18 protein-coding genes and 1 pseudogene are annotated in these 22,963 nt (G+C 58.6%); all 19 read right to left on the bottom strand.

What is annotated here, in order from left to right; all coding sequences use genetic code 11:
* Positions 1 to 20: 20 nt before the first annotated feature.
* Complete coding sequence (locus tag PI91_RS15805; RefSeq protein ID WP_232764415.1) at positions 21 to 431, bottom strand: hypothetical protein; 411 nt, start codon at positions 429 to 431, stop codon at positions 21 to 23.
* A 231-nt stretch (positions 432 to 662) separates the two neighbouring features.
* A complete protein-coding gene (locus tag PI91_RS15810; protein ID WP_023325467.1) occupies positions 663 to 2,081 on the bottom strand; it encodes a serine/threonine-protein kinase in 1,419 nt (472 codons plus the stop codon).
* 24 nt (positions 2,082 to 2,105) lie between these two features.
* A pseudogene (gene tssH, locus PI91_RS15815) lies at positions 2,106 to 4,719 on the bottom strand (type VI secretion system ATPase TssH).
* Positions 4,720 to 4,757: 38 nt separating this feature from the next.
* On the bottom strand, positions 4,758 to 5,801 hold the full coding sequence (tssG, locus tag PI91_RS15820) for a type VI secretion system baseplate subunit TssG (protein WP_039266573.1): 1,044 nt from the start codon (positions 5,799 to 5,801) through the stop codon (positions 4,758 to 4,760).
* Positions 5,798 to 7,669, bottom strand: coding sequence for a type VI secretion system baseplate subunit TssF (gene tssF / locus PI91_RS15825; protein ID WP_039266574.1), 1,872 nt, complete (start codon positions 7,667 to 7,669; stop codon positions 5,798 to 5,800). The genes tssG and tssF overlap by 4 nt, the downstream gene beginning before the upstream one ends.
* A 2-nt stretch (positions 7,670 to 7,671) precedes the next feature.
* Positions 7,672 to 8,235: a type VI secretion system baseplate subunit TssE gene (gene tssE, locus PI91_RS15830; RefSeq protein ID WP_008502634.1), complete on the bottom strand. Its 564-nt coding sequence runs from the start codon at positions 8,233 to 8,235 to the stop codon at positions 7,672 to 7,674.
* Positions 8,228 to 9,040 carry a type VI secretion system accessory protein TagJ gene (locus PI91_RS15835; protein WP_039266575.1) on the bottom strand — a complete coding sequence of 271 codons (813 nt, stop codon included), beginning with the start codon at positions 9,038 to 9,040 and terminating at the stop codon, positions 8,228 to 8,230. Before PI91_RS15835 ends, tssE begins: the two co-directional genes overlap by 8 nt.
* Positions 9,041 to 9,049: 9 nt before the next feature.
* Positions 9,050 to 10,048, bottom strand: a complete 999-nt coding sequence (locus tag PI91_RS15840) for a hypothetical protein (protein WP_008502636.1) — start codon at positions 10,046 to 10,048, stop codon at positions 9,050 to 9,052.
* A 16-nt stretch (positions 10,049 to 10,064) separates the two neighbouring features.
* Positions 10,065 to 10,862 carry a PP2C family serine/threonine-protein phosphatase gene (locus PI91_RS15845; protein WP_008502637.1) on the bottom strand — a complete coding sequence of 266 codons (798 nt, stop codon included), beginning with the start codon at positions 10,860 to 10,862 and terminating at the stop codon, positions 10,065 to 10,067.
* The gene (gene tagH, locus PI91_RS15850; RefSeq protein WP_021240379.1) at positions 10,859 to 12,619 is read right to left on the bottom strand and encodes a type VI secretion system-associated FHA domain protein TagH; all 1,761 of its coding nucleotides are present in this window, start codon (positions 12,617 to 12,619) and stop codon (positions 10,859 to 10,861) included. The genes PI91_RS15845 and tagH overlap by 4 nt, the downstream gene beginning before the upstream one ends.
* Before the next feature lie 86 nt (positions 12,620 to 12,705).
* Positions 12,706 to 13,059 carry a T6SS amidase immunity protein Tai4 family protein gene (locus PI91_RS15855; protein ID WP_025913120.1) on the bottom strand — a complete coding sequence of 118 codons (354 nt, stop codon included), beginning with the start codon at positions 13,057 to 13,059 and terminating at the stop codon, positions 12,706 to 12,708.
* Between the two features lies 1 nt (position 13,060).
* Complete coding sequence (locus tag PI91_RS24840) at positions 13,061 to 13,483, bottom strand: putative T6SS immunity periplasmic lipoprotein (RefSeq protein ID WP_071580364.1); 423 nt, start codon at positions 13,481 to 13,483, stop codon at positions 13,061 to 13,063.
* Positions 13,484 to 13,550: 67 nt separating this feature from the next.
* On the bottom strand, positions 13,551 to 14,033 hold the full coding sequence (locus tag PI91_RS15860) for a type VI secretion system tube protein Hcp (protein ID WP_008502640.1): 483 nt from the start codon (positions 14,031 to 14,033) through the stop codon (positions 13,551 to 13,553).
* 681 nt (positions 14,034 to 14,714) lie between these two features.
* Positions 14,715 to 15,380: a hypothetical protein gene (locus PI91_RS15875; RefSeq protein WP_232764417.1), complete on the bottom strand. Its 666-nt coding sequence runs from the start codon at positions 15,378 to 15,380 to the stop codon at positions 14,715 to 14,717.
* Between the two features lie 98 nt (positions 15,381 to 15,478).
* Positions 15,479 to 16,978 (bottom strand): type VI secretion system contractile sheath large subunit, encoded by a 1,500-nt coding sequence (tssC, locus tag PI91_RS15880; RefSeq protein ID WP_021240385.1) that lies wholly within the window; start codon positions 16,976 to 16,978, stop codon positions 15,479 to 15,481.
* Between the two features lie 3 nt (positions 16,979 to 16,981).
* A complete protein-coding gene (tssB, locus tag PI91_RS15885; protein ID WP_008502644.1) occupies positions 16,982 to 17,506 on the bottom strand; it encodes a type VI secretion system contractile sheath small subunit in 525 nt (174 codons plus the stop codon).
* A 75-nt stretch (positions 17,507 to 17,581) separates the two neighbouring features.
* Positions 17,582 to 18,598 (bottom strand): type VI secretion system protein TssA, encoded by a 1,017-nt coding sequence (gene tssA / locus PI91_RS15890; RefSeq protein WP_039266578.1) that lies wholly within the window; start codon positions 18,596 to 18,598, stop codon positions 17,582 to 17,584.
* A gap of 11 nt (positions 18,599 to 18,609) precedes the next feature.
* Positions 18,610 to 19,326 carry a type VI secretion system-associated protein TagF gene (gene tagF, locus PI91_RS15895; protein ID WP_008502646.1) on the bottom strand — a complete coding sequence of 239 codons (717 nt, stop codon included), beginning with the start codon at positions 19,324 to 19,326 and terminating at the stop codon, positions 18,610 to 18,612.
* 16 nt (positions 19,327 to 19,342) lie between these two features.
* A complete protein-coding gene (gene tssM, locus PI91_RS15900; protein ID WP_039266579.1) occupies positions 19,343 to 22,963 on the bottom strand; it encodes a type VI secretion system membrane subunit TssM in 3,621 nt (1,206 codons plus the stop codon).

A 22,963-nucleotide genomic window follows, 5' to 3' on the forward strand; every position in this document is an offset into this window, starting at 1 on the left:
CATCTGTGATAAAGCGTCATTCAAGAAAGGGGCTTTTCCCTCTTGATCATCCAAAAAACAAGAGAGTAGATTTTCAGTGACTCTGATGTGACAAATAAACCTACATTCAACCAGATGTTTGAAAAATCAAACATACTTACTAAAAGAGGGAACAATGAGACCGAACATCTGAATGAAATCAAGCGAAATAATTCCTGAGCGAGTGCAAGTTTAACCGCTCCGATCTTTCGCTTGAAGAATAAAAAGGCCGAAGTACACAAAGAGAGTAATAAAAGTAAGTCAAGCACAAAAAAAAGCATGACCAAAATGCTGAAACCATCACCTGCATAATAATGCAACGAATCACTAAACGCTTTTGCGTCAGAAATGAATGGAATTCTGTGCTGGCGAACTGAATTCACGCAATAAAGCAATATTGCGAGAAGATCCATACTTCCCCAGAAATACCATAGATGGCTATTTAAATGAGCGAGGTTGTTTTGTGTACGCCCGTTATTGTTATTTAAAAAAATGGGGGAGCACATATTGGCTTCAACTCAACCCTCCGGGTTTGGAATAAATTCAAAACGCACAAACAGGAGAGACAATCTTCTCGTACTCCTTTGAATGAAGCCTAAGACTTCGAAGATCGCACACTTCCATAGTCTCCCCTGTTTATATTCCTACGGATTCACCAGCCAGGTGCCCGGCTTGGTAATATCCAGCGTCTGACCACGCGTTCTTCCGTTGCCCTGCAGTTCAATCTTCGCCTCACCGGCCGGCAGCTTGAGCGATGCATAGCCGTTGGTTCCCGGGCGCAGCGCTTTTGGCTCGCCGTTCACTTTCAGCGTTTCGCCGTCGAGGATGCGGATATAGACCAACGCAACAGGGCTCGCGGCAGGCGGTGGCGTCTGCTGTGCCGTCGCCGGTTCGCTCACCTTCGCCGTTTCTGGCTTCACGTCTGGGGCGTTCGCGGCGGTTTCGGTTGGACGCGTCTCTGCCGGTGCCTGCGCAGCCTGCTCTGGCGCATCTTTGCCGCCGCTAAACAGCATCGCGCCAGCGACAACGCCGACCAGCACGCCTGCGGCAACCATGCCCGGGATCCTGTAGCGACGCCAGTCGAGCAGCGACGCCGGCTGTTCTTCCTCCACCGGTACCAGCATGGTGCCGGGCTTTTTCGCCGTCAGCACATCGTTGATACCCGCGACCGGCATCTCTATCAGCGCGGCGAACTCGTCGATGGACTGCGGACGGTCTTCCATGTGCAGCGCCAGCGCGCGGTCAATGGCCTGCAGCAGCGGAATGGAATAGCCCTGCGGCATGATTTCCACCAGCGGTTTGCAGGTATCCTGAATCGAGCGCACCACGCTGACCGGCGGCGGAGAACCCACAATCAGGGTACGCAGCACGGCGCCGAGGGCGTAAATGTCCGTCCACGGGCCCTGCTCGCTTTCGTTGTCGTCGGTGTATTGCTCGATCGGCGCAAAGCCCGGGCGCAGCATGGTTTCCGTTTCATCGGAAAGGTTACCGATGGTGCGGCGCGCGGAGCCGAAATCAAGCAGCACCGGCAGGCCATTATCCTGGATTTGGATGTTATCCAGAGAGATGTCGCGGTGCAGGTAGCCTTCGTCGTGGATGGTCTTGATTGCACCGAACAGCATCGGCAGCGTGCGGCGGATCCAGGCTTCGTTGATCAGCTCCGGCTTTTCCTCGCGCAGGCGCGAAAGCGTGGTGCCGCTGTAAAACAGCGTCCCCATGTAGGCCGTGTCGTTTTGTACCCAGAAGCGCAGAACGTGCAGCAGGTTCGGGTGGTTAAAGCGCGCCAGCAGACGGGCTTCCTGGATAAAGCTGTTCAGGCCTGCGGAAAACGCTTTGCCAAAGCGCTCGCTGCGCAGCACCAGGGTCATGTCGTCGCCGCGTACGGCGAGCGAGGAAGGCATAAATTCTTTGATAGCGATAGTGCGTTCGAGCTGGTGATCCCACGCGCGATAGACAATGCCAAAACCGCCGCCGCCGATCACCTCTTTGATTTCAAACTCGTTGAAGCGGTACCCGACCGGGAGCGCGTTTGGGACAGTCCGATTGTTATCATTATCCGTCATCTTTTACAGTTCTCTTGATGATTATTACGCGGCAAACTGACAGTGAAACTCGCCCTGCTCGCAGGTGACGTGCAGACGTCGGTACTGTTCGTCGCTGCGGCTGGCGGTAAGTAAGATCTGGCTCATCTGAGGCAGCAGGGTGTTGGTCAGAATAGCATCCACCATGCGGCCGCCGGACTCCACCTCGGTGCAGCGCTGAACAATCTGTTCCACCACGCTGTCGTCAAACTCAGAAATAATGCTGTGATTCTCCTCCAGACGACGCTGAATACGCTTAAGCTGCAGGCGAACAATCTGCCCCAGCATCTCGTCGCTGAGCGGGTAGTACGGCACCACCAGCAGACGGCCCAGCAGCGCCGGTGGGAACACCTCCAGCAGCGGCTGGCGCAGCGCGCCGCTTAAGGCCTCAGGCTCCGGCATGAGGTCCGGATCGGCGCACATGGCGCTAATCAGCTCGGTGCCGACGTTGGAGGTCAGAATAATAATGGTGTTGCGGAAATCAATGTGGCGCCCCTCGCCGTCTTCCATCCAGCCTTTGTCGAAGACCTGGAAGAAGATCTCGTGGACGTCCGGGTGCGCTTTCTCAATTTCGTCCAGCAGCACGACGCTGTATGGACGGCGGCGGACGGCCTCGGTTAATACCCCGCCTTCACCATACCCTACGTACCCCGGAGGCGCACCTTTTAAGGTGGAGACGGTGTGCGCTTCCTGGAACTCGCTCATGTTGATTGTGATGACGTTCTGCTCGCCGCCGTACAGGGATTCGGCGAGCGCCAGCGCGGTTTCGGTTTTACCGACGCCGGACGGACCGCACAGCATAAAGACGCCCACCGGCTTGTTCGGGTCGTCCAGCTTCGCCCGGGAGGTTTTCACGCGGCGGGCAATCAGGTCCAGACCGTGACGCTGGCCGATAACGCGCTGGTTCAGCGTGTCGGCAAGGTTGAGTACCGCGTCGATCTCGTTTTTCACCATCCGGCCCAGCGGGATCCCGGTCCAGTCAGAGACGACCGCGGCGACCACGTTTTCATCCACCGCGGCAAACAGCAGCGGCTCGTCTCCCTGTAAGGCGTTCAGCGCCTGCTGCTGCTCCGCCAGCTGGCCGCGCAGCTCGGCGGTATCTTCTTCGCCCGCCGCGAACAGCGCGGCGCGCAGGCGGATAATCTCCTGCACCAGGCTGCGCTCTTCTTCCCAGCGCCGGGCCAGGGCTTCGCGTTTTGTCTCATACGCGTCGCGTTCGGCGCGTAATGCCGTGACGCGCTCGGCATCACCGGCCCCCACGCGCGCTTCGCGTTCTGCGATCTCAATTTCCACGTCCAGCGCGGCAAGGTGGCGCAGGCAGTCTTCCAGCTGCGCAGGCGGCGCGCTCTGGCTGACCGCGACGCGGGCGCAGGCGGTATCGAGCAGCGCAACGGCTTTGTCCGGCAGCTGACGCGCCGGGATGTAGCGGTGGGACAGCTTCACCGCCGCGCTGACCGCTTCGTCGAGCAGCAACACCTGGTGGTGCGTCTCCAGCGGCGACACGGTGCTGCGCAGCATCAGAATGGCTTTCGCTTCGTCCGGCTCGTGAACCTGCACCGTCTGGAAACGACGGGTCAGCGCCGGGTCTTTCTCAATGTACTTTTTGTATTCTGCCCAGGTGGTGGCGCCGATGGTGCGCAGCTGGCCGCGCGCCAGGGCTGGCTTCAGCAGGTTCGCCGCATCGCCGGTCCCCTGCTGGCCGCCTGCGCCAATCAGGGTGTGGATCTCATCGATAAACAAAATGATCGGCGTGGCGCTGGACTGGACTTCGTTAATGAGCGCCTGCAGACGGGCTTCAAACTCGCCTTTCATGCCTGCACCGGCCTGCAGCATACCGATATCCAGCAGCCACAGCTGAATGTTCTGCAGCGGCTCCGGCACGTCGCCGTCGGCGATACGCAGCGCCAGCCCTTCCACCACCGCCGTTTTCCCGACTCCGGCTTCCCCGGTCAGCAGCGGGTTGTTCTGACGACGGCGCATCAGGATATCGACCATCTGGCGGATCTCCTCGTCGCGCCCGACGACCGGGTCAATCTTCCCTTCGCGGGCGCGGGCGGTCAGGTCCTGACCGTACTGGGCCAGCGTCCCTGAGCAGCCGGTACTGCACCCGCCGGTGCGTCGACGGCGGCAGCGGCCTGCTGCGTCTCTTTGCTGTTGGCGCAGATGGTATCGAACTGCTCAATCAATACCTCGACGTTAAGGCGGGTGAACTGCGCCGAAATGCTTTCAGCACGTTGGCCAGGTTCCAGGTTTTCAGCATGCCGATCAGCAAATGGCCGCCGCGAATGCGGCTGACGCCAAACTTCAGCGAGCCGAAGACCCAGGCGCGCTCCACGGCGCTGTCGATATGCTCGGAGAGATCGGAAACGGAACTCGCCCCGCGCGGAAGCACATCCAGCGCGGCAACGATATCGCGCGTCAGCTGCTGCTCGTCGAGGGCAAAGTGGCGGATGACCTGCTGCAGATCGCCATCCTGCTGCTGCATCAGCTGATGCAGCCAGTGCACCAGCTCAACATAGGGGTTGCCGCGCAGCTTGCAGAACGCAGTGGCGCTTTCCAGAGAGGTAAATAACAGCGTATCCAGTTTGCCGAAAAGCACGGCACGGCTAATTTCTGACATGTTAGTTTCCATTAACAATGATTCGGTATACGGAAGGATTACCGCTCTGCGCGATACACCAGATCGCCGCGCGGGACAGGCTGCGGCTGAAGGCCCAGCCAGGTGTTATAGCCTAATCGCCCATGACTGCCGAGCGTGGCGCCCTGCACCGCGTCTTTGCGCAGGATCACCCGCGTTTCCCATTCAAACTCCACTCCAGCGTACTGACGCACCCAGTCGCGCAGCTCGGTGACCCACGCTTCACCCGGCAGAAAGCGGTTGTACTCCTCCGCGCTCAGCGGGCCAATCTCGATGCGAAACTTATGCTGCACGTCGCGGACGGCAACGCCGAGAAACGCGGACTCACCCAGGCGCGGCATGCGGCGTCCTTCCCCAAGCTGCGCCTGCTCGCGCGTGGAGAGCGGCATCCACTGCGGCACGTTGCTGACCAGTTTGACCGGCGCCCTAAAATAGCTGCGCAGGATCTTCTCCAGCCCCTCCGGATCCCGCCCGTGACGGGTCAAGTGCCCGGCGTGGGTAAAGCGCGCGTGTGCGCTCAGGCTGCCGTTTTCCATTTGACCCGGCTGGCCCATACCAATCAGCGACGCCAGGTAGCCCTCAAAGCGCTTGTTATCGGCGCGGTCCAGCGAGACGGTGGGCTGCGCATCCGCCCAGGCGCGGTAAAACAGCAGCGCCAGACGATGGTGGAACAGATCGGCAAACGCGCTCAGGCTGGTGTCCTGATGATGATAAATACGCTCGCGGGCGTACTCGGTCATGTGGACAGGCAGCGGGCCGTTCGGGCCAAACAGGCCGAAGCTGAGGATAGACACCTCATGCAGCCCGCTCTCTTCCCGCTGACGCACCCTGGCCAGCGTCGACGGAGCAAAACTCATCGACGGCTGCTGGCCAATGCGCAGCGGTTCAAATTTTGGCAGCGGCGCGCGGCCCAGCGGGTAGCGCTCGCCGCCCTGGGCATCAATGCGCCTTAACAGCTGAAACAGATCGTAGCGCCAGGGCGTCTCACGGACGCCGTGCCAGAACGCGTCCGGCAGCTTCGTCAGGCGATGCACGCGCAGCGGTGCAGTGGCAGCGTCACTCATATCAGCGCCCTTTTACCCATGCGCGGCGCCCAGTAGCCAATCTCGCCGCGCTGCTGACTCTTCAGGGTGAACTCAGTGAAGCTGTTGATGGAGACCAGGCGGGCAAAAAGACGCTCCATCACGCTGCCGAAGAGCCACGGACTGGCCCCCGAAAAGGCTCGCTCATCCACCGTCAGGGTAATGCCGATCCCGCGGGCGAACACCACCGGGCCGGGTTCAGGCACGCGGCGGTGAACCGGCTCCAGCACGCAGTGACGAACGCCTTCCACCTGACGCGCCACGGGCGTTTCGGCCAGGTTGGCGTACAGCCCTAACAGCTGGCGCAGCGCGGCAGCCCCCTCCTCATTGTCGCTGTCCATCAGGCTGAGGTAATTCATCTGCAACTGGCTGATAAGCCGCCAGGTGCTGAACCCTTCTGCCAGCGCCGGACGCGGTGGCGTCGGGCCTTTACGCAGGGTGAGGGATTTCACCGGCATGGAGTCCGCCATAATGAACTGCCCGAGCTCCTGCTGCAGCATCAGCGGCAGGTCGCGGCTGGTGCAGAGCACCTCGGCAGAGATATAGCGCAGGTTTTCCTGCCAGGGTGCGTGCTGTTGATCCACCAGCGAGACAAAGACCTCCGAGCCGATATAGCCGGTACGGGTGCCGTAGCGCAGGGCGTGCTCGGACAGCACGCGCTGCTCGCGTCGCAGGGAAAAATAGGCCCCGTAGTTGCCCGCATCGCCGCTCCAGGTGCTCCAGAACGGGCGAAACGTCTGGTCATCACGCTGGCCGTCCGCGCTGCCATAGATTTTTTTCACCGCGTAGATTTCATAATCCAGCGGACGGATGTTATCGACCACCAGATGGTATTCATGCTGACCGTCATTTAGCTTCTGCCGCGCCGCAACTTTCGGGAACAGGTTGATGACGGGAGTGCAGTGCAGCGCCAGATGGCTGGCATCGACCACGCGCTCCAGCTGTTCATCCGACTTATCCAGCAGGATGAAGATGTCGAAGGCTTTTTCACCTTCACAGCGCTGGATGAGCGTGCTCAGGCCGCTGAGGCTAATGAAGCGGAAACGGGCCGGAAACGCGAAATACTCCTGCAGCAGGCGATAGCCGTCAAAGTTACGCAGATCGTCCGGCAGCAGCGCCTGGTCAGGCTCAAATCCCTCCTGGCGCAGCGCGTCCGTCGCCAGCAGCTGCCGCTGCGGCTGCGGGCTGACCGTCTGACAGACGATCCCGGCGTGGTGCTCCATCACCAGTTCCAGCAGCTTCAGCGCCTCGATATCCGGACCGGCGAGGAAAAATTCCAGACGGTCGAAGTCCAGGTGACCGAGATGTTGCGGGCCGTCGCAGGCGATGCGGATCCGCAGGGCGCTGCCGATCCCCCGCTGGCTCAGACCCAGCTGTGCGAGCGGCAAATCGGCGGGAACTCCGCCCAGCTCGACCTTGTCGATTTTCAGCGGCAGCAGGTTGACCTCATGCGCCGTGGTATAGCTGCAGGTCACGCCGGTTTTTTTCAGCGCCAGGCTGTCCATCATGGTGCCGCGCGGCACCATGAAGCCCTTGCTCAGGTCGCCCCGGCTGCTGTCGGGCTGAATCTCCGCAATCGCCATCGACGGCGTGGGCGCAAGATAGTTTGGCGCAATCATCTCCAGCAGACGCTGGGAGAAGCGCGGAAACTCCGCGTCCATTTTCATCTGCACGCGGGAGGTCAGGAAGGCGAACCCTTCCATCAGACGTTCGGTATACGGGTCCGCCACGTCGATGCCGCGCATGCCCAGCCGTCCGGCGACTTTCGGGTAGCGTTCGGCAAACTCGGCCCCCATTTCGCGCAGGTAGGCCAGCTCACGGTTGTAGTATTCGAGCAGTTTACTTTCCATGATTACCCCGCATCTTTCAGTTCAAAATGGCCGTTTTCCAGATCGACATCGGTGCGAAAAAGAAACTCCAGCGGGTACGGCACGCACCATAAACGCCCTTTGATCTCGATGGAGAGCACGTTGTGCAGATCCAGCGAGGAGGTATCCGACACGCAGCGGACCTGCAGCCCCTGCGGCAAAATGCGTGGTTCAAAATTGATGATGGCCTCGGTGAGCTTGCGCTGAATGTCGTGCCATTCGATGTCCGACATTCTTTTCCCGGCCAGGGGCGCGACGCCGAAGTTAACCACCGAGCGGCTCACGTGCGGTAGCGCGCTTAAATCGCCGGAGGCATCGTGGTTGATGGTATTAAACAGCCACTGCAAATCGCGCAGCACATTGCGGCGCAGGGCGGCGTGGGTGATCAAATTGCTGTTGGCCGACTCACGCTTTTTTTCCGGGTCGTTATCAGTGAGGCGATCGAGCAGCGAGGGCTGCATTTTGTCGCGCGCCCCCACCTTCTCCTGCCTGCTGCGGGCTTGCCAGCCGCTGCGCAGCAGATCGCCTTCGCCAGCGGGATTACTCATCGGCTCCATCCGTCGCAAACGTCACGAGGCTTAAGGACAGCAGCGGGCTTTCGCTTTGCTCGCTCAGCCAGGCCTTCTGGCCCTGGCCTTCATACAGCGTGCCGTCAGTATCGAGCGGGTGCCAGTCGGTGGTCCGCCCCAGTTTGACCGCGTCAGAGGCATCGGCCGCAAACGGGTAACGCGCCGGGATCTGGCACACCTGCTCCGTCCCGTCCGTCAGGCGCACCAGCGCGTGACGCCAGACCAGATCGGTCACGCTGGCAGGCGCCTGGAAACGGATCTCCGCGATAGCGTTAAACGGCAGCCAGAAATAGCGGCCGTTGACGATGGTTTCGCACACCGGGCCGAGACGGGCATCGCCGTCCATCAGCCAGTCAAAGGCCTGCGTCTCCTCGTTTTCAAGGGTGACACTACCAGGATTTGCCTGCGCCTGCTCAAGGGCTTCCAGACGCAGCGCCTGCGCGCGCTCGCCCTCCTCGCTCAGCGCCGCCGCAAGGGTGGTTAGCCACGGCCACTGGGTTTCAGGCATGGCCGGACGCGCCTGTCCCGCCATCACCTGCGCTCGCTGCAGCTCGCCCTGAATGGACTGCTCCAGCAGCGTGACGGTGGGTTTCGCCTGCGGCTTCAGCGCCAGCCAGCTTTTCAGCTGGGTCAGGGCACGCGTCCAGTTGCCGCTCAGGGTTAAAAACTGCACGAACGCGGCGCGGAGGTCGGCATCCGCCGGACGGGCTTTGATTTCTGCTTCCAGACGCGCGAGCGCATCGTTAAGCGACTCACCCGCCAGGTGTTGATAGAGCGTATTCATTGCCATTCCTTAATTTGCCGCGCGCCATGCGCCGACGGCCGGATCGCGCAGCTGAGGACGCAGGGTGTCAATCAGAACGATATTCAGCGGGGTGCCGGGTGCCACCCAGGCGCTCCAGGTTTTTTTCACCGCCGCGATACGCGCCTGCAGTTTTGCATCGTCGCTGGCGGTTTCACGGGAGATCTCCACCGCGACGGTGCCGTTGCTCTTCCAGCTGTTCAGGGTGCTGTCGTAAGGCAGGATCATCCAGCTCTGGTCGCTGTTTGGGGTGCTGAATACCATGCGCTCTTTGTTGACGGAGGTGATCAGCGCGTTTTCCGGGTCGGCGCTTTGATTCAGCCCGGTTACCGGGAAGCCATGAATGTACGTTACCGCCATCTCTTTCTGCCCGCCGTTGCGGGACTGCGACACAACGGTGTGTCCGCTCAGCCAGCTGCCGTTGCCGCAGCGGGTGGTGTCAGAATCCGGAATGAAGAGCGCCGGTGCAGAGGCGCCCCCTTCCCAGAAGGTGCGCAGGTGGCAGCCGTCCTGCAGGGTAAACTCCTGCCACGGCGTACGGTCGGCGGCAACGGTACGGGAAGCCACGTTCTGATCGGGCGGCAGTAACGCGCCGCTGGCTGGGGTGGCGGTGACGGTCGCAGCAGGCGCGGCCTGCTCCTGTTTCACCACCAGCGCCCAGTCCTGCGCTTTGCCAGCCGTGCCCTGCGCCAGCGTGGTACCCGCCGGATCGTTGAGCGTCCAGCTGAGTTTATTGACTTTGCTGCACTGGTGTTCCAGCAGTGCGCCAAGACGCGGCACAAAGTTCTCCAGCACGGAGACGTCTTTCTTGCCGTTCGCCACAATGCGCAGCGCCACCTCAGGCTTACACCAGCTCTGCGGCGTGTTGTCTTTGATGTTGTCGATCCAGATATCCAGCTTCTGCGCAGGAGACTGCACGATGCGGAAATTTTCAGCCTGCGCGGTGGAGGTCGCCGCCAGAAGTGCCAAACCCGATAGCCAAAGTTTCATATCGTTCCTTGTGTGTCTAATCAGTTCCGCAGGGAAGAAATTGTGCTGCGTCAGAGAGGGTGTGCAGCAAAGTGGTGTCCTGAGGGTTGCCCATCCATACCGCCAGGGCAGTATAGTTATCCTGGGCATTCCCCTCCTGTTCGCCATTCTTTTGAATGATTTGGTTCATTAAGGTCAGCCACTCCTGCGGCGTATTCACCATATGCAGCGACTGCTTCATTTGCTCTTCGCTGACGCCGTGCCAGAACCCGTCGGTGCAGAGTAAAAAGGCATCGCCGTCTTCAACCTGCACCACGTCGCTGTAGCTCGCTTCCGGCCCGCCGTTTTCAATTCCCAGCGCCAGATAGAGCAGATTGCTGTTCAGGTTGTCGGTCTGGTGCCCGGCATCTTTCATCTGCTGCACCAGGCTGTGGTCGGTGGTCACATGCCACAGCCATCCCCGGCGGAACAGGTACAGGCGGCTGTCTCCGGCATGGGCCCAGTAGGCCAGCCCGTAATCACGGTCAATGAACAGGCTAACCAGCGTCGTGCCCATCCGGCGATAGTCCTGAACGGCCTGCTGTTCGCTGAGAATAGTGCGATTCGCCGTCTGCACGTAGTCGCGAATATGCTGCGCATTAAGATGTTTGTCGCCATCAAAGCGGGAGATAATGCTGTTGCGGGCCAGCGCGGCGGCCACTTCGCCGCCCGGCAGCCCCGCGATGCCGTCGCAGACGACAAAGCAGGCTGAACGTTCCCCAATGGTTTCTCCCGTCTGATCCTGGTTGCTGGCGCGCGTCCCCTGGCGGGAGAGAGAAGCCGTTGCGATATTCATTTGTCTTCCGATCCGCTCTGTGAGTCTTTGTACTGATTGACCTCCATGTCATACGCATGAAGGAAGGCCTCGCCGAACAGGGTGTGGAAGTCGTCCTCAATCTCGCCCGCCGTCTCGCCATAGCTGCGAACAAAGTAGTCCCACAGGGCGGCTTTGCGGCTGCCCGGCAGCGCCAGACGCGAGGTCATGCCGTTCTGCTTCGCCTGCTCTTCCAGCTGTTCCGGGTTAAAGGACTGCAGCATCGCGGCAATAATGGCGCGGATGCCGGAGATCATGCCCAGCTGGTGCGCCTGCAGGTCGATCAGCGCGTCGCGCACGGATTTGGTCGGCGGCATAAAGCCCGGCATCGGGGTGCCGAACATCTGGATTAACACGGTTTTGCCGGTCGGCAACAGCTTGAACGGGTTGTTGGCATCGTCCAGCACCATGGTCATGTCGGCTTTTACGCCGCGCTTGAGAATGGAGCGCGAGGAGAGCAGCGCCACGGTCCCCTGGGAGAACATGCCGAGGATCTGCCCCAGCTGACGCATATTTTCACGGTCAAACTGCGGGACGGGCTGCATTTCGCTGAGCCCCATCCCCTCCAGCAGCGCCTCCAGCAGCTCGCCCTGCAGCACTTCGCCCTTCTCACCGCTGTTTGCCGTGGCGGTTGGGGCGGCGGCGTTATTGACCGGATCGATGCGCAGGCGGCCCTTCGGTGCCTGAGCGCTGCTGCGCGCAACGGCCTGTGGCGTCGGCATGGTGAAGCCAGCGTAATCCGGTCGCGCGGGTTCCTCTTCAGCACGCGGTTCTTCCTGCGGCTCAGGGGCGAACAGCGGAGAATCGGCCAGCGCGTCCTCTTCCTGCTCAGGTTCCGGCACGGGGGCTGGCTTCTCGTTAATCACGTCATCCGGATGGGTTAACGGCGCGCCGCCCATCAGCCCGAGCGGGTCGTCATTACGCGCGGCTGGCGCGCTGGACTTACCGCCAAACAGGGCCAGCGGATCGAGCTCATCCGTCCCCTCTTCGTTCGGGGCTGGCTGGGTCTCAACCGGTGGCACCAGCGTGGAAGGCGTAACGTCGTCAAAAATGCTCTCTTTTTTAAACAGCGCTTCGTCGCTGAACAGCGAGTCCGGATCGACATGCTTACGTTCGAGCGTGGGATCGCTGTCGTTGAACATCGCCAGCGGATCTTCGGCGTTACGCTCCGGGGCCGCAGGCTGGGAGAACGGATCGTGCGATGCCGCAGGCTGCGGTTTTGTACGGTTGCTGGAGATGCTGTCGGAGATGGAAAACTCCTGCATCAGGCTATCCCAGATCTCCGTTGGCACGGCGGTCGGCTCGGCTTTCCCACGGGGTGCGGCACTCGCCGGTTTCGGCTGCTGCGCAGGCGCAGGAGCCACGGTCGGACGCGCCTGCTGGTGCAGGCTGGCCGCCATGCGGCTTACCGGCTGCGTATCGTGGATAAGCTCGGTCACTTCAATGCGGTAGTCATCAATGCCGAGAATGTCGCCATCCTGCAGTTCAACCTGACGTCCTCGCTCCAGCGGAATGTCATTTAATACCACGCGGGTAACGCTGCCGCGGTTGGTGACGCGGCATTCGCCCTGAGCGTCAACGTGAACAATGGCCTGCAGACGAGAGATGGTGCGGTCATTGTCCGGCAATACCAGATTGTTATCCGTACCGCGCCCAATGGTGCCGCCCGGGGCGTAAAAATCACAGCTGCTTTGCGGCGGCTGATGACCGGGTTTCGTAGAAATAATCGTGAATCGCATGGCGTATTCCTGCTGGTATGATTAGCGCTCAAACGCTGCCGCTCTCGGAGCGAGAACGGCGGCGTTTGGGGGCGATTCCATTGGTTCTATTTTGCGGTTTTGAGCGGACGAATCGCGTCGCTGTTGGCGATTAAGCTGCACTTTAAAACCTGATATTGACCCGGTTCGGTACCACCTACTTTCTCTTTCAGTAAAGAAACAATCACCTTGTCAGCTTTTTCAAAATTCTCAGCAGGGAGATTGCTTGCTTCCAGCCATGCGGCCGCACTGGCCTCTGCATCATCTTTGAGACTTTTACTGTCCGCAATCTTACTGATGCATCGATTTTGCACCCAGTTTTCAAAGATTTGTTGCTGAGAAAAAGCACTCACATCAGGAAGTGTTTGGGAACAAGCAACGGAGGCATTTAAAACCAATACAAGCAGCAATAAACGTTTCATTTCAGGCTCCAGAAAGTTGCGTTGGTAGGAATAACTTAAACTGGCCTGAGGGACCTTCTTCTAAAATGAAACGAGCCGCATAACGAATAGAACCGTTTTTCCCTGACACTTTCAGAGCAATATCATATTCTCCCGCTTGCCACGTAATCCCCGTCCACTGATGACATTGTTGGGTCGTTAACGTCACCTCAGGGCTAAACGTTGACGGCGGCGATATCGCCTTCCATTCATTTCCCGCGCGTTTCATTATGGTGGGTGAATGACTGGTGACAGGCGCGTCTACCCCAGAGTTAGCAGGTATAGCAAAGCAGGGCTCGTTGTTCTTTAGCGTAACCGAAAGTGGCTGATATTGTGCAGGATGAGACACACAGGCGTTCGCCATTAACGTGACTGCAAACACACCGAATAACTTTTTTATAACCATGCCCGCCGATACCAAGGGTTCTTGACGCTGATAAAGACCGGGGAAAATTCCCCGGCCACATGCGCAATTACGCTTCTTTGTTCTCTTTGATGTTCCAGCCAGCGCTACTTTCAGCACCTTTACCACCAGAAGTGGTCTGCTCCCAGTACTGCTGTTTCACTTTCGCAGCCTGGAATGCGTAGGTCACACCAACGGTGTCGCCGTTGTCAGCACCGGTGTACTGAACAGAGGTCACCAGCACATCTTCCAGCGTAATGCGGGAATATTCCACCTGCTGGCCGCCCGCTTTACACACGGACAGCTCAACCTTAGTCAGGTGTTTACCGCTGGCGCAGTGTTTCAGGATTGCTGTAGTGGATTTGTCGATCAAGGCATTAACGTGCAGATCGTTAAAGTTAACTTTACCGGCACCGCCGCCACCGCCAACGCTCATATTACCAGGCTGGGAAGCGCCCCAGGAGAAGGAGGTAATATCAGTCCAGCCGGTGTGGTTAGAATCTTTAGATTCGCCCGTAACACCCTCGACCTTCAGAAACATATCAATAGCCATAATATCTACTCTTCGTGGATGAAAATTATTGCTTTCGAAAAAGCACTTATATGGCAAACAGGAAAGCATGGGGCTGAATAAAACCGTCCATATTTTACCTCTGCCTCTAGCCTGACGAATTCGTACTTCGTACAGACTCTTCAGAGTGCCTGCAATTGCAACCACCCTAAATTTTGTTAGTTACACTTCATGGTAACTAAGCGCTAGACAATCATTCACTGTATCATCTAGAATATTTTCAATCGTCTATCATTCATCAAAGGCAACATAACATGAAGAAAATATTGTTATTAATACTTACCATTGTATTTTTAATTATCGCAATTTTCACAACTGTAGATCTTTTTCAGTCCGCCTGGTATGTATTTTCATTAGAAAAAGCCACTACAACTTCTGCAGGTTTACTTTTTGGAAAATTACTTTTCCTGCTGGTCATACTTTTAGCATTTTACTTCTCGCTAAGATTTTTGCGCAAATTAAAGCCTTGATTTTAATTTTTCCGCAAAATAGTAAATAGCGATAGATGCAACTAAGAGAATGATTAATAGAGCGGCATTTATCGTTATTTCCAAGATGGTTACCGACCAATCAAAAACAAAAATATAATAGCCAAGAGTTGAGAAAAAAAGCATAAATGAAACAATAAGCATGAGATAGACTATAACGTACTTTGATGCTCTTTCAAACACGAGTAGCTCCTGCTAAAAACTGACTAAAAATCTCTTTATCTATGGCACCATGACTCTGTTGGAAATTTATAGCTTCAATAAATGGCTTAACATTATCTTCAACGAGAAAATATAACAAATCTAAATCGCCCGCACTACGCAACTCATAGTAAACATTTTTGTTTAATTTTAATAGATCGTATGAGGCATAAACTGAGCGAGAAATTGAAGCCCCCACACTTAATACACCAGTAAGCCCTGCAGAAACAAGAAATCGCGGCACAATTTTTGAAACGAATAGCGTAATTAATTCATTTACGAAAACCATTTTAAAGGCTATACCACCTACTTGCGACCCACCGACTTTTAGGAGGAGTTCCTTAGATTGTTCTTCAGATAAACCAGACAGATATCGTTTGACCACTGTATTGATTAACCGACGCACATCTTCTGATGTAAGCCCTTTTTTTATTAAAGTTAACAATCTAATTTTATCTGTTTCATTTCGCCACCGATGGTCTGTATCCAGAAAATCTTTTGTTAACATCCATAAGTCTTCTGGAATTGACATAAAACCATCGACCGCGCTGCGAGCGAAAATTTCTGGGCCACTTTGTTTACGCGTATCAAAAATTTTCAGCATGCCATCTGCAATTTCTTTTGGTGAACTCGTTCCCAAAGTTGATTCCTCCTGAGGTTCATGAATGTCGATGGCTTTCTAGATGAATTTTGCCAATGTAGTTTACTTTGCCGGCCCTCCAGGGCCGGCACTCATCATCACGCGTCTTTCGTCTTCAGCGACGGCAGTTTAGATACCAGACGCAGAGAAACGGTCAGACCTTCCAGCTGGTAGTGCGGACGCAGGAAGAACTTCGCGGCGTAGTAGCCCGGGTTGTCCTCAATCTCCTGCACCTGCACTTCCGCAGCCGCCAGCGGTTTGCGGGACTTGGTCTCCTGGGAGGAGTTCGCCGGGTCACCGTCGACGTAGTTCATGACCCAGTCGTTCAGCCAGCGCTCCATCTCTTCGCGCTCGCGGAAGGAGCCGATTTTGTCGCGCACGATGCACTTCAGGTAGTGGGCAAAACGGCAGCAGGCGAACAGGTACGGCAGGCGAGAGGCCAGACGCGCGTTGGCGGTGGCATCCGGGTCGTGGTACTCGGCCGGTTTTTGCAGGGACTGCGCGCCGATGAAGGCAGCAAAGTCGGAGTTTTTGCGGTGAACCAGCGGCATAAAGCCGTTTTTCGCCAGCTCGGCTTCACGACGATCGCTGATAGCGATCTCGGTCGGGCACTTCATGTCCACGCCGCCGTCATCGCTCGGGAAGGTGTGGCACGGCAGGTTTTCCACCGCCCCGCCGGACTCCACGCCGCGAATCGAGGTGCACCAGCCGTACTCTTTGAAGGAGCGGTTGATGTTGGCTGCCATCGCATAGGCCGCGTTCGCCCAGGAGTAGCTGTTGTGGTTCGCGCCGTCGGTCTGCTCTTCAAAGTCAAAGCTGTCCACCGGGTTGGTGCGAATGCCGTACGGCAGGCGCGACAGGAAGCGCGGCATCACCAGGCCCAGATAGCGGGCATCTTCGGATTCACGCAGTGAACGCCAGGCGGCGTATTCGGTGTTCTGGAAGATCTTGGTCAGGTCGCGCGGGTTGGCCAGCTCCTGCCAGGACTCCATCTGCATCACGCCCGGTGCGGTACCGGTAATAAACGGACAGTGTGCCGCAGAACCGATGCGCGCCATTTCGCCCAGCAGCTCAACGTCCTGCGGGCTGTGGTCGAAGTAGTAGTCGCCGACGATGCAGCCAAACGGCTCGCCGCCGAACTGACCGTACTCCTGCTCGTAAATTTTCTTGAAGATCGGGCTCTGGTCCCAGCCCACGCCCTTGTAGCGCTTCAGGGTGCGGCCCAGCTCCTGCTTGGAGATGCTCATAAAGCGGATCTTCAGCATCTCGTCGGTTTCAGTGTTGTTCACCAGGTAGCTCAGACCGCGCCAGGCGCTCTCCAGCTTCTGAAACTCTTCGTGGTGAATGATCTGGTTCACCTGCTGCGACAGCTGCTCATCGATACCCGCAATCAGGTTCTGAATGGTGCGGTAGGTATCGTTCGAGAAGGTGACGGTATTTTCCAGCGCCTGCTGCGCCAGGGTTTTGACCGCGCTTTCGACGGCGGAACGCGCCTGGTCGGTTTTCGGGCGGAACTCTTTGTTCAGCAGCGCGCTGAATTCATCCTGGCTGAACGCCTGACCCGCCTGCTGCTCGTGTTGTTGAGTCTGGTTGCTCATCGATTATTCCTCGCTACCTTTCGCACTTTCGTCATTTTTCGGCAACTGGCTCAGGGATTTGAGCAGCGTCGGATCCTGCAGAATTTTTGCGATCAGCTCTTCCGCACCGTTTTTACCGTCCATATAGGTCAGCAGGTTGGAGAGCTGGGTACGCGCTTCCAGCAGCTTGTTCAGCGGCTCAACCTTGCGGGCCACCGCGTCCGGCAGGAAGTCGTCCATGCTGTCGAAGGTCAGATCCACGTTGAGCTTACCTTCGCCGGTCAGGGTGTTATCCACCTGGAACGCCACACGCGGCTTCAGCGCCTTCATGCGTTCGTCAAAGTTGTCGATGTCAATTTCGAGGAATTTACGCTCGTCGACGGCCGGCAGGTTTTCCACCGGTTTGCCGACCAGATCGGCCATAACGCCCATCACAAACGGCAGCTGAATTTTACGTTCTGCACCGTAGATCTCTACGTCATACTCGATCTGCACGCGGGGGGCACGGTTACGTGCGATGAATTTCTGCCCACTGTTACTCATTGCCATGATGTTCTCCATCAAAGATGCGCGGTGAAGGTGAAACGCCAGGCTCCATGCCTGACGTCATAATGCCTGGACGCGCTATTCGCGGCGCCCAAAGATGTTTTCCAGTTGGTTAACGCCGTCTGGCGCCAGGTCGCGAATAATGTCCATAAAGTTAAGTTCTGACAGCCGCTGCACCCGTTCAATCATCAGCGGTGCGGGGTGGCTCGGTTCGTACTGCGCAAAATACTGCTTCGCTTTTTCCAGCATCAGCTGGGCGTCGGCGCGGCTGGTGACCTGCACGCTGCGCCAGTCGGTCACCGGCTGAACGGGCTGCGTAGCCGTCGGCTGCTGCTCAGCCTGGGGTTCAGCCTGCGCATCACGGTTCGGCAGCAGCTTGCTGATGTCGGTCACCTGACAGGCGCTGGCCACCAGCCCCACGGTTTTCAGCAGCTGCTCCATCTCAGGTACGCCGCTTTCACCGAGATGCCCGATGAGCAGCTCGCGAATGGCCAGCAGACGTTCGTTAATGACGATGACCGCGGCGGTCCCCGGCTGGTCGCCGCGAGCCAGCTCGTCAATCAGCCGCGGGCGCCCGCCGGGATAGTCCGGGCATTCGGTTTTACTGCCGTCCAGCAGCGCCTGGGCATCCCGCAGCGAAATTTCATCGCCGTTTGAACGCAGCAGCGAGGCGTTGCGTACCGCGACCGTCAGGTCGGATTTATCACTCAGCCCGGCGAGAGCGTTGATGCGGTAGAACGGGTCGGTTTCGCCATACTCTTCCAGCAGCGGATAGAGCGGCTCCCAGTAGCGGGCGATCGCCTCCTGCACCAGCAGTAATCCGTCCGCGTAGCCTGCCAGCCCGCGATGGCGGGTCCAGGCATGGGTTAACGCCAGCAGGACGCGAAGATCTTTGGTGCGGGTCAGCAGGCTGGTGGCGTATTTTTCGACCGTGTTCCAGTCAGCAGGCTCCGCCGGGATGATGGTGTCGCCAAACTGCTGTTCCGCTTTCCCAAGGCTTGCCTGGTTCATCGCCTGGAAGTCAGCGTCGTACTCCAGGTTTTCGCCGCAGGGGTTGTCAGGGCTTATGGGCGCGAGAAATTCTTCGATATTCATGAGATCCCTGCTTATTCAAACATAGGCGGATAGAGACCGTGACGGCCCGGACGGGCGCCCCCTGCCGGATCGAACAGCAGGGTGAAAAGCTGCCCGGTAAAGTTACCGCTGTGCACGTGGGTGTAGAGCGGGTATCCGTCGCAGCGGTTGGTCCACCAGTAGCTGGTCTGACGCAGCGGGTCAAAGCACTCTGCCGCCTGAGGCCAGCCCAGCGTGCTCTGGCCGTCCTCGTCGTAGCCAATCACATCCAGGATGTCGGAGCGCTTTTGCGGCTCGACCGGCTGCGGCGCCGGAATGGACATCAGCATCTCGTCGAGCTGCGAGGCGGAAAAACTGTTGCGCACCGCGTGCAGCCCCAGGCGTCCAATCTGCTGATACCAGCTTTCGGCCTGGCTGAGCAGGCTGGTCGACCACTCTGACGGGGCGAAGCTCAGCTGAATGCAAACCGGGTATTGTCGGCCGACGCTGTCGCGCCCGGGCAGCAGACAGCCCATCTGGATCATCTGGCTGCCCAGCATGGGCGGTACCACAAAATTCCAGACGGGTGCTTTCTGAAACGGGCGCTCGCCGCTGCGCTGCTCTTCCTGCTGCCAGGCCAGCAGACCGACCTGGAACCAGTGCGACCACTGGCGCTGTAAGGTGTCAGGAAAGCGGCGCTGCAAAAAATCTCCGGCGCTGGGTAACTTGCCATACCAGCTGTAGCGGTTCATCGCAGGGGTATTCGTCATACGGCTGTCCTTGCGGTTATGGGCATGAGAAACGAGGAAGCTGGAACGGGTTACGAATGCTGTTCGGCGCAAACTCCAGCGTGACCTGATGTCCGTCGACGTTGAAGGTGGCCTGACGGCTCAGGCTACCCGTGCCCGGGCTGGTGGTCGCTTTATCGAAAAAGCGGTTCAGCGCCCAGGAACCGTTGGTCACCAGCGTCGCCGTGCTGCCGTTCGCCAGACCCAGCTGCATGCGGACCTGGTTGGTGCCGCCCGGCCCCGGCCAGTTCATGATCTGCACCGCCTGCGGCCCGTGGCTGTAGCGCAGCAGCTGACCGTCAACGTCCAGGGTCAGGTTCAGAATGGTGTTATCCATTCGCACGGTGCGAACCGTCACCTTGAAAGACGGCGTGGTTGCGCCGTTAGCAAAGAAGGCGTCGCGAATCGACTGGGCCTGCTGGAACGGTCTCAGCAGCCCTTCACTTCCCGGCAGCGTTTTCCCGTCAATGCCCGGCATAAAGCGCCAGTTGGCCTGGGTGGTGTCCACTTTGCTGGTCAGGTTATCGCGAAAGAAGGTATCCATCAGCCCGGTCCCCGGCGCAAACATGCGCGCGAGATCGTCCGGCGTCACCTCGGTGCTGGCGCTGCGCACCAGCGGGTAGCGACCGGCAATTGCCTGACGGCAGAAACCACCCACTTCAACGTTAATGCGCTTACGAACGTTTTCCAGGTCACGACGCTGGGTATCGCTGCTGGCGCCTACCGCCATGTTGCTGAACATGGTTTGCAGCCCGCCCGGCAGACGACCGGCGCTGGCCTGCAGGCGGCTGATCGCCTCCCCGCCCGGCGCCGGCATGCCGCTGTTGGCAGCATCCTGCACGGCGGTCAGGTAGCGATACAGCTCATCCACCTGCTTGAGAAAATCGTCAAACACGATGGTCTTCCCGCCCTTCTCCAGCGGCTGAGCCAGCTCAATCATCGGCGCGTAATGGTCGGTCACCAGCTGCTCCGGCGCCTGGGTAACCGCGGCGGCCTGCGTTGGCGCGTTGTCATTATTGCTGAACAGCGCTTCCAGCGTGCGGGTGGCGCGGCTGCTTTGCGCCTGCGCTTTACCCGCATCTTCCGGCGCTGGCGTATCGCGGGAGAGCGTCAGGACCTGGCTCAGGTTCTGCACCAGGCGGCGCAGCGGCGAGTTGGCGCCGGAAAGCAGGCGCGCGGTGTTGATGCGCTGGGAAAGGTCGGCGCTGTTATTCAGCTGAATGTCAGCGAGAAAGCGATCCCAGTTAGCGATAAAGTCGCGCATATAGAGCTGGCGCACGGCGTTATCGATCTGCTGTTTATCTTCCTGCGCCGTGGCGGCCCCCAGCACCCAGGCGTCGTCCTCGTGCAGGGCGGTGGTAACGCTGTCAATCTGGCCGTTAAAGCTTTTCCAGTAGCCGTCCGGCGTATACAGACCCGGAACGCCTTCGCTCACCGGCTTGCCGCTTTTGCGGGAAAATACCAGCTCGCTCTGCGGTCCGCCCAGGTCGGAAAGGGAGACCGGCTTCAGGTTGTCGTCATGTTCCAGCAGGCGCTTCAGGCGGCCGTAGACGCGGGTTGAAAGCGGCTGCTGGCCGATCATCGCTCTTTCGCGCGCCACCAGGGACTCGTCCTGCGCGTACGGCGAGGCCTGAATTTTCGGCTCCAGCAGCTGCGTCAGGTGCCATTCAAGCTGCTGCAGCTGCGCCTTCGTGACGTTCTGCGGCAGGTTACGCTGCAGGTTGAGCATTACCCACGAATGCAGGAATTTGCCGTCGTAGTGCTTCGGCTGATAGAGCATCTGATAGGCTTTCAGCGCTTCGTAGCTGTATTCCACATCGCTGCCGTTGTCGTTGCGAAGCCAGGTGGTGATGTGCATGGCGACGGCAGGGAGCAGCATCTGATCCAGCGCTTTCTGATACAGGGACTGAGAGGCGTCGCTGACGTCATCCCCGCGATAAAGCCCCATACGGCGGGAGACCGGCGGATCGTTCACGTCAAACGCGTCGCTTTTCGGCAGATCCACCAGGCTATTCAGCAGCGGCAGCAGTTCGAACAGGTCACGCTGGGTCTGGTTCTGTAAGGCCTTGCTCTGCTGGTCGAGCAGCGGAACCTTCGCATCCACTTCTTCCAGGTAGGCCTTGTTTTTGGCATAGCTGGTGAGCCACAGTCCACCCAGGATCACCAGCAGGGCCAGCAGCGCCGCATAGCCAGACCAGATCACGGCCCGGTTGCGCAGCTCCCACCAGCGGTTTTCTCCGGCGATCCCGGCTTCCTGGAAGATGACGTTTTGCAGCAGGTTCTTGATGAAGAAACTCTGGCCTTTTGCGCCCGGGATTGGCGATTCTTTGCTGACCGAATCCCAGTTATCGCTCTCTGCCCCTTCCGGCAGCGACAGCGCGCGGTTCAGTTCGCCCATCACGCGGTCGAACGGCATGCCTTCCTGCGTCCCGCTGGCGAAGTAGATCCCGCGCGGAGAGAACTCGGTTTCGAAGTTCGAGCGGGCGAAGACCGTGCTGAGGTAATCCGCCAGCAGCGGACGCAGCGCGGCGAACTCCTGCGGGAAAAGATACGCTTCGGCGCGGGTCTTCGCGTCATGCTCTTTGAGCATGGTTTCCGGCAGCCCGGCGTCGAGGCGCTGCTGCAGCAGAGAAAACTCCTGCTGGAAGTTGCCCATCAGGTCGTAATCGGCGTGTTTGGTTTGTTCCCACGGCAGCGTGAAGCCCCAAATCTGGTCGCGCTGCGCTTTATCGTAGTCGGCAAACCAGGCGCGGAAGCCTTTGAGCAGGTCGGCCTTGGTCACCATCACGTAGACCGGGAAGCGAATCCCCAGCTGTTCATGCAGCTCGGACAGACGCTGACGCAGGTTCACCGCCTGCTGGCGAGACGCCTCGGCTGACTGGGTGAGCAGGTCAGAAATGCTGATGGTGACGATCACACCGTTGATCGGCTGGCGGCGGCGATACTTGCGCAGTAACCCCATGAACTGCAGCCATTCCCCGGCGTCCTGCACCTGCTCGCTCTCCTGGGTGGTATAGCGACCCGCGGTGTCCAGCAGCACGGCCTCGTTGGTAAACCACCAGTCGCAGTTACGCGTGCCGCCAATGCCGCGCAGGGCGGTCTTACCGAAGCGGTCGGCCAGCGGGAACTGCAGCCCGGAGTTGACCAGCGCCGTGGTTTTACCGGAACCCGGCGCGCCGATAATGACGTACCACGGCAGCTGATAGAGGTATTGCGTGCTGAAGCGCTGCGTCCACTGAGCGCCCTGCCCCGCCTTGCTGAAGTGCGCTTTTTTCAGCATCTGCGCGGCTTCATCAAAACGGCTGGCGAGGATCTGCTCCTCGTTGTTCAGTCGCTTCTGCGGATCCGCCGCTTCCGGGCTGGTGGTGTTCTCATTGAGCTTGTCCATCAGCTTGCGGTTCAGCCAGGCGTTATAAAGACGCGGCAGAATGTGGCCCTGCGCCCACAGCAGATAGACCACGGCGATACTGATGATGCGGTTCTGTTCAGATTCAAGCGGCCGGGTGTCCACGATGGACAACAGCGGGCCAATCATCCAGATCACCGCCGCCAGCGCCGTGACGCCGAGGAAGCTCCACAGAATGCGGTTAGTCAGTATGGAAAGAAGAGTCGTCAGCAT

Origin of the sequence: Enterobacter sp. FB (genome assembly GCF_000805795.1) — a bacterium.
In the GTDB taxonomy this organism is placed as follows: Bacteria; Pseudomonadota; Gammaproteobacteria; order Enterobacterales; family Enterobacteriaceae; genus Enterobacter; species Enterobacter roggenkampii.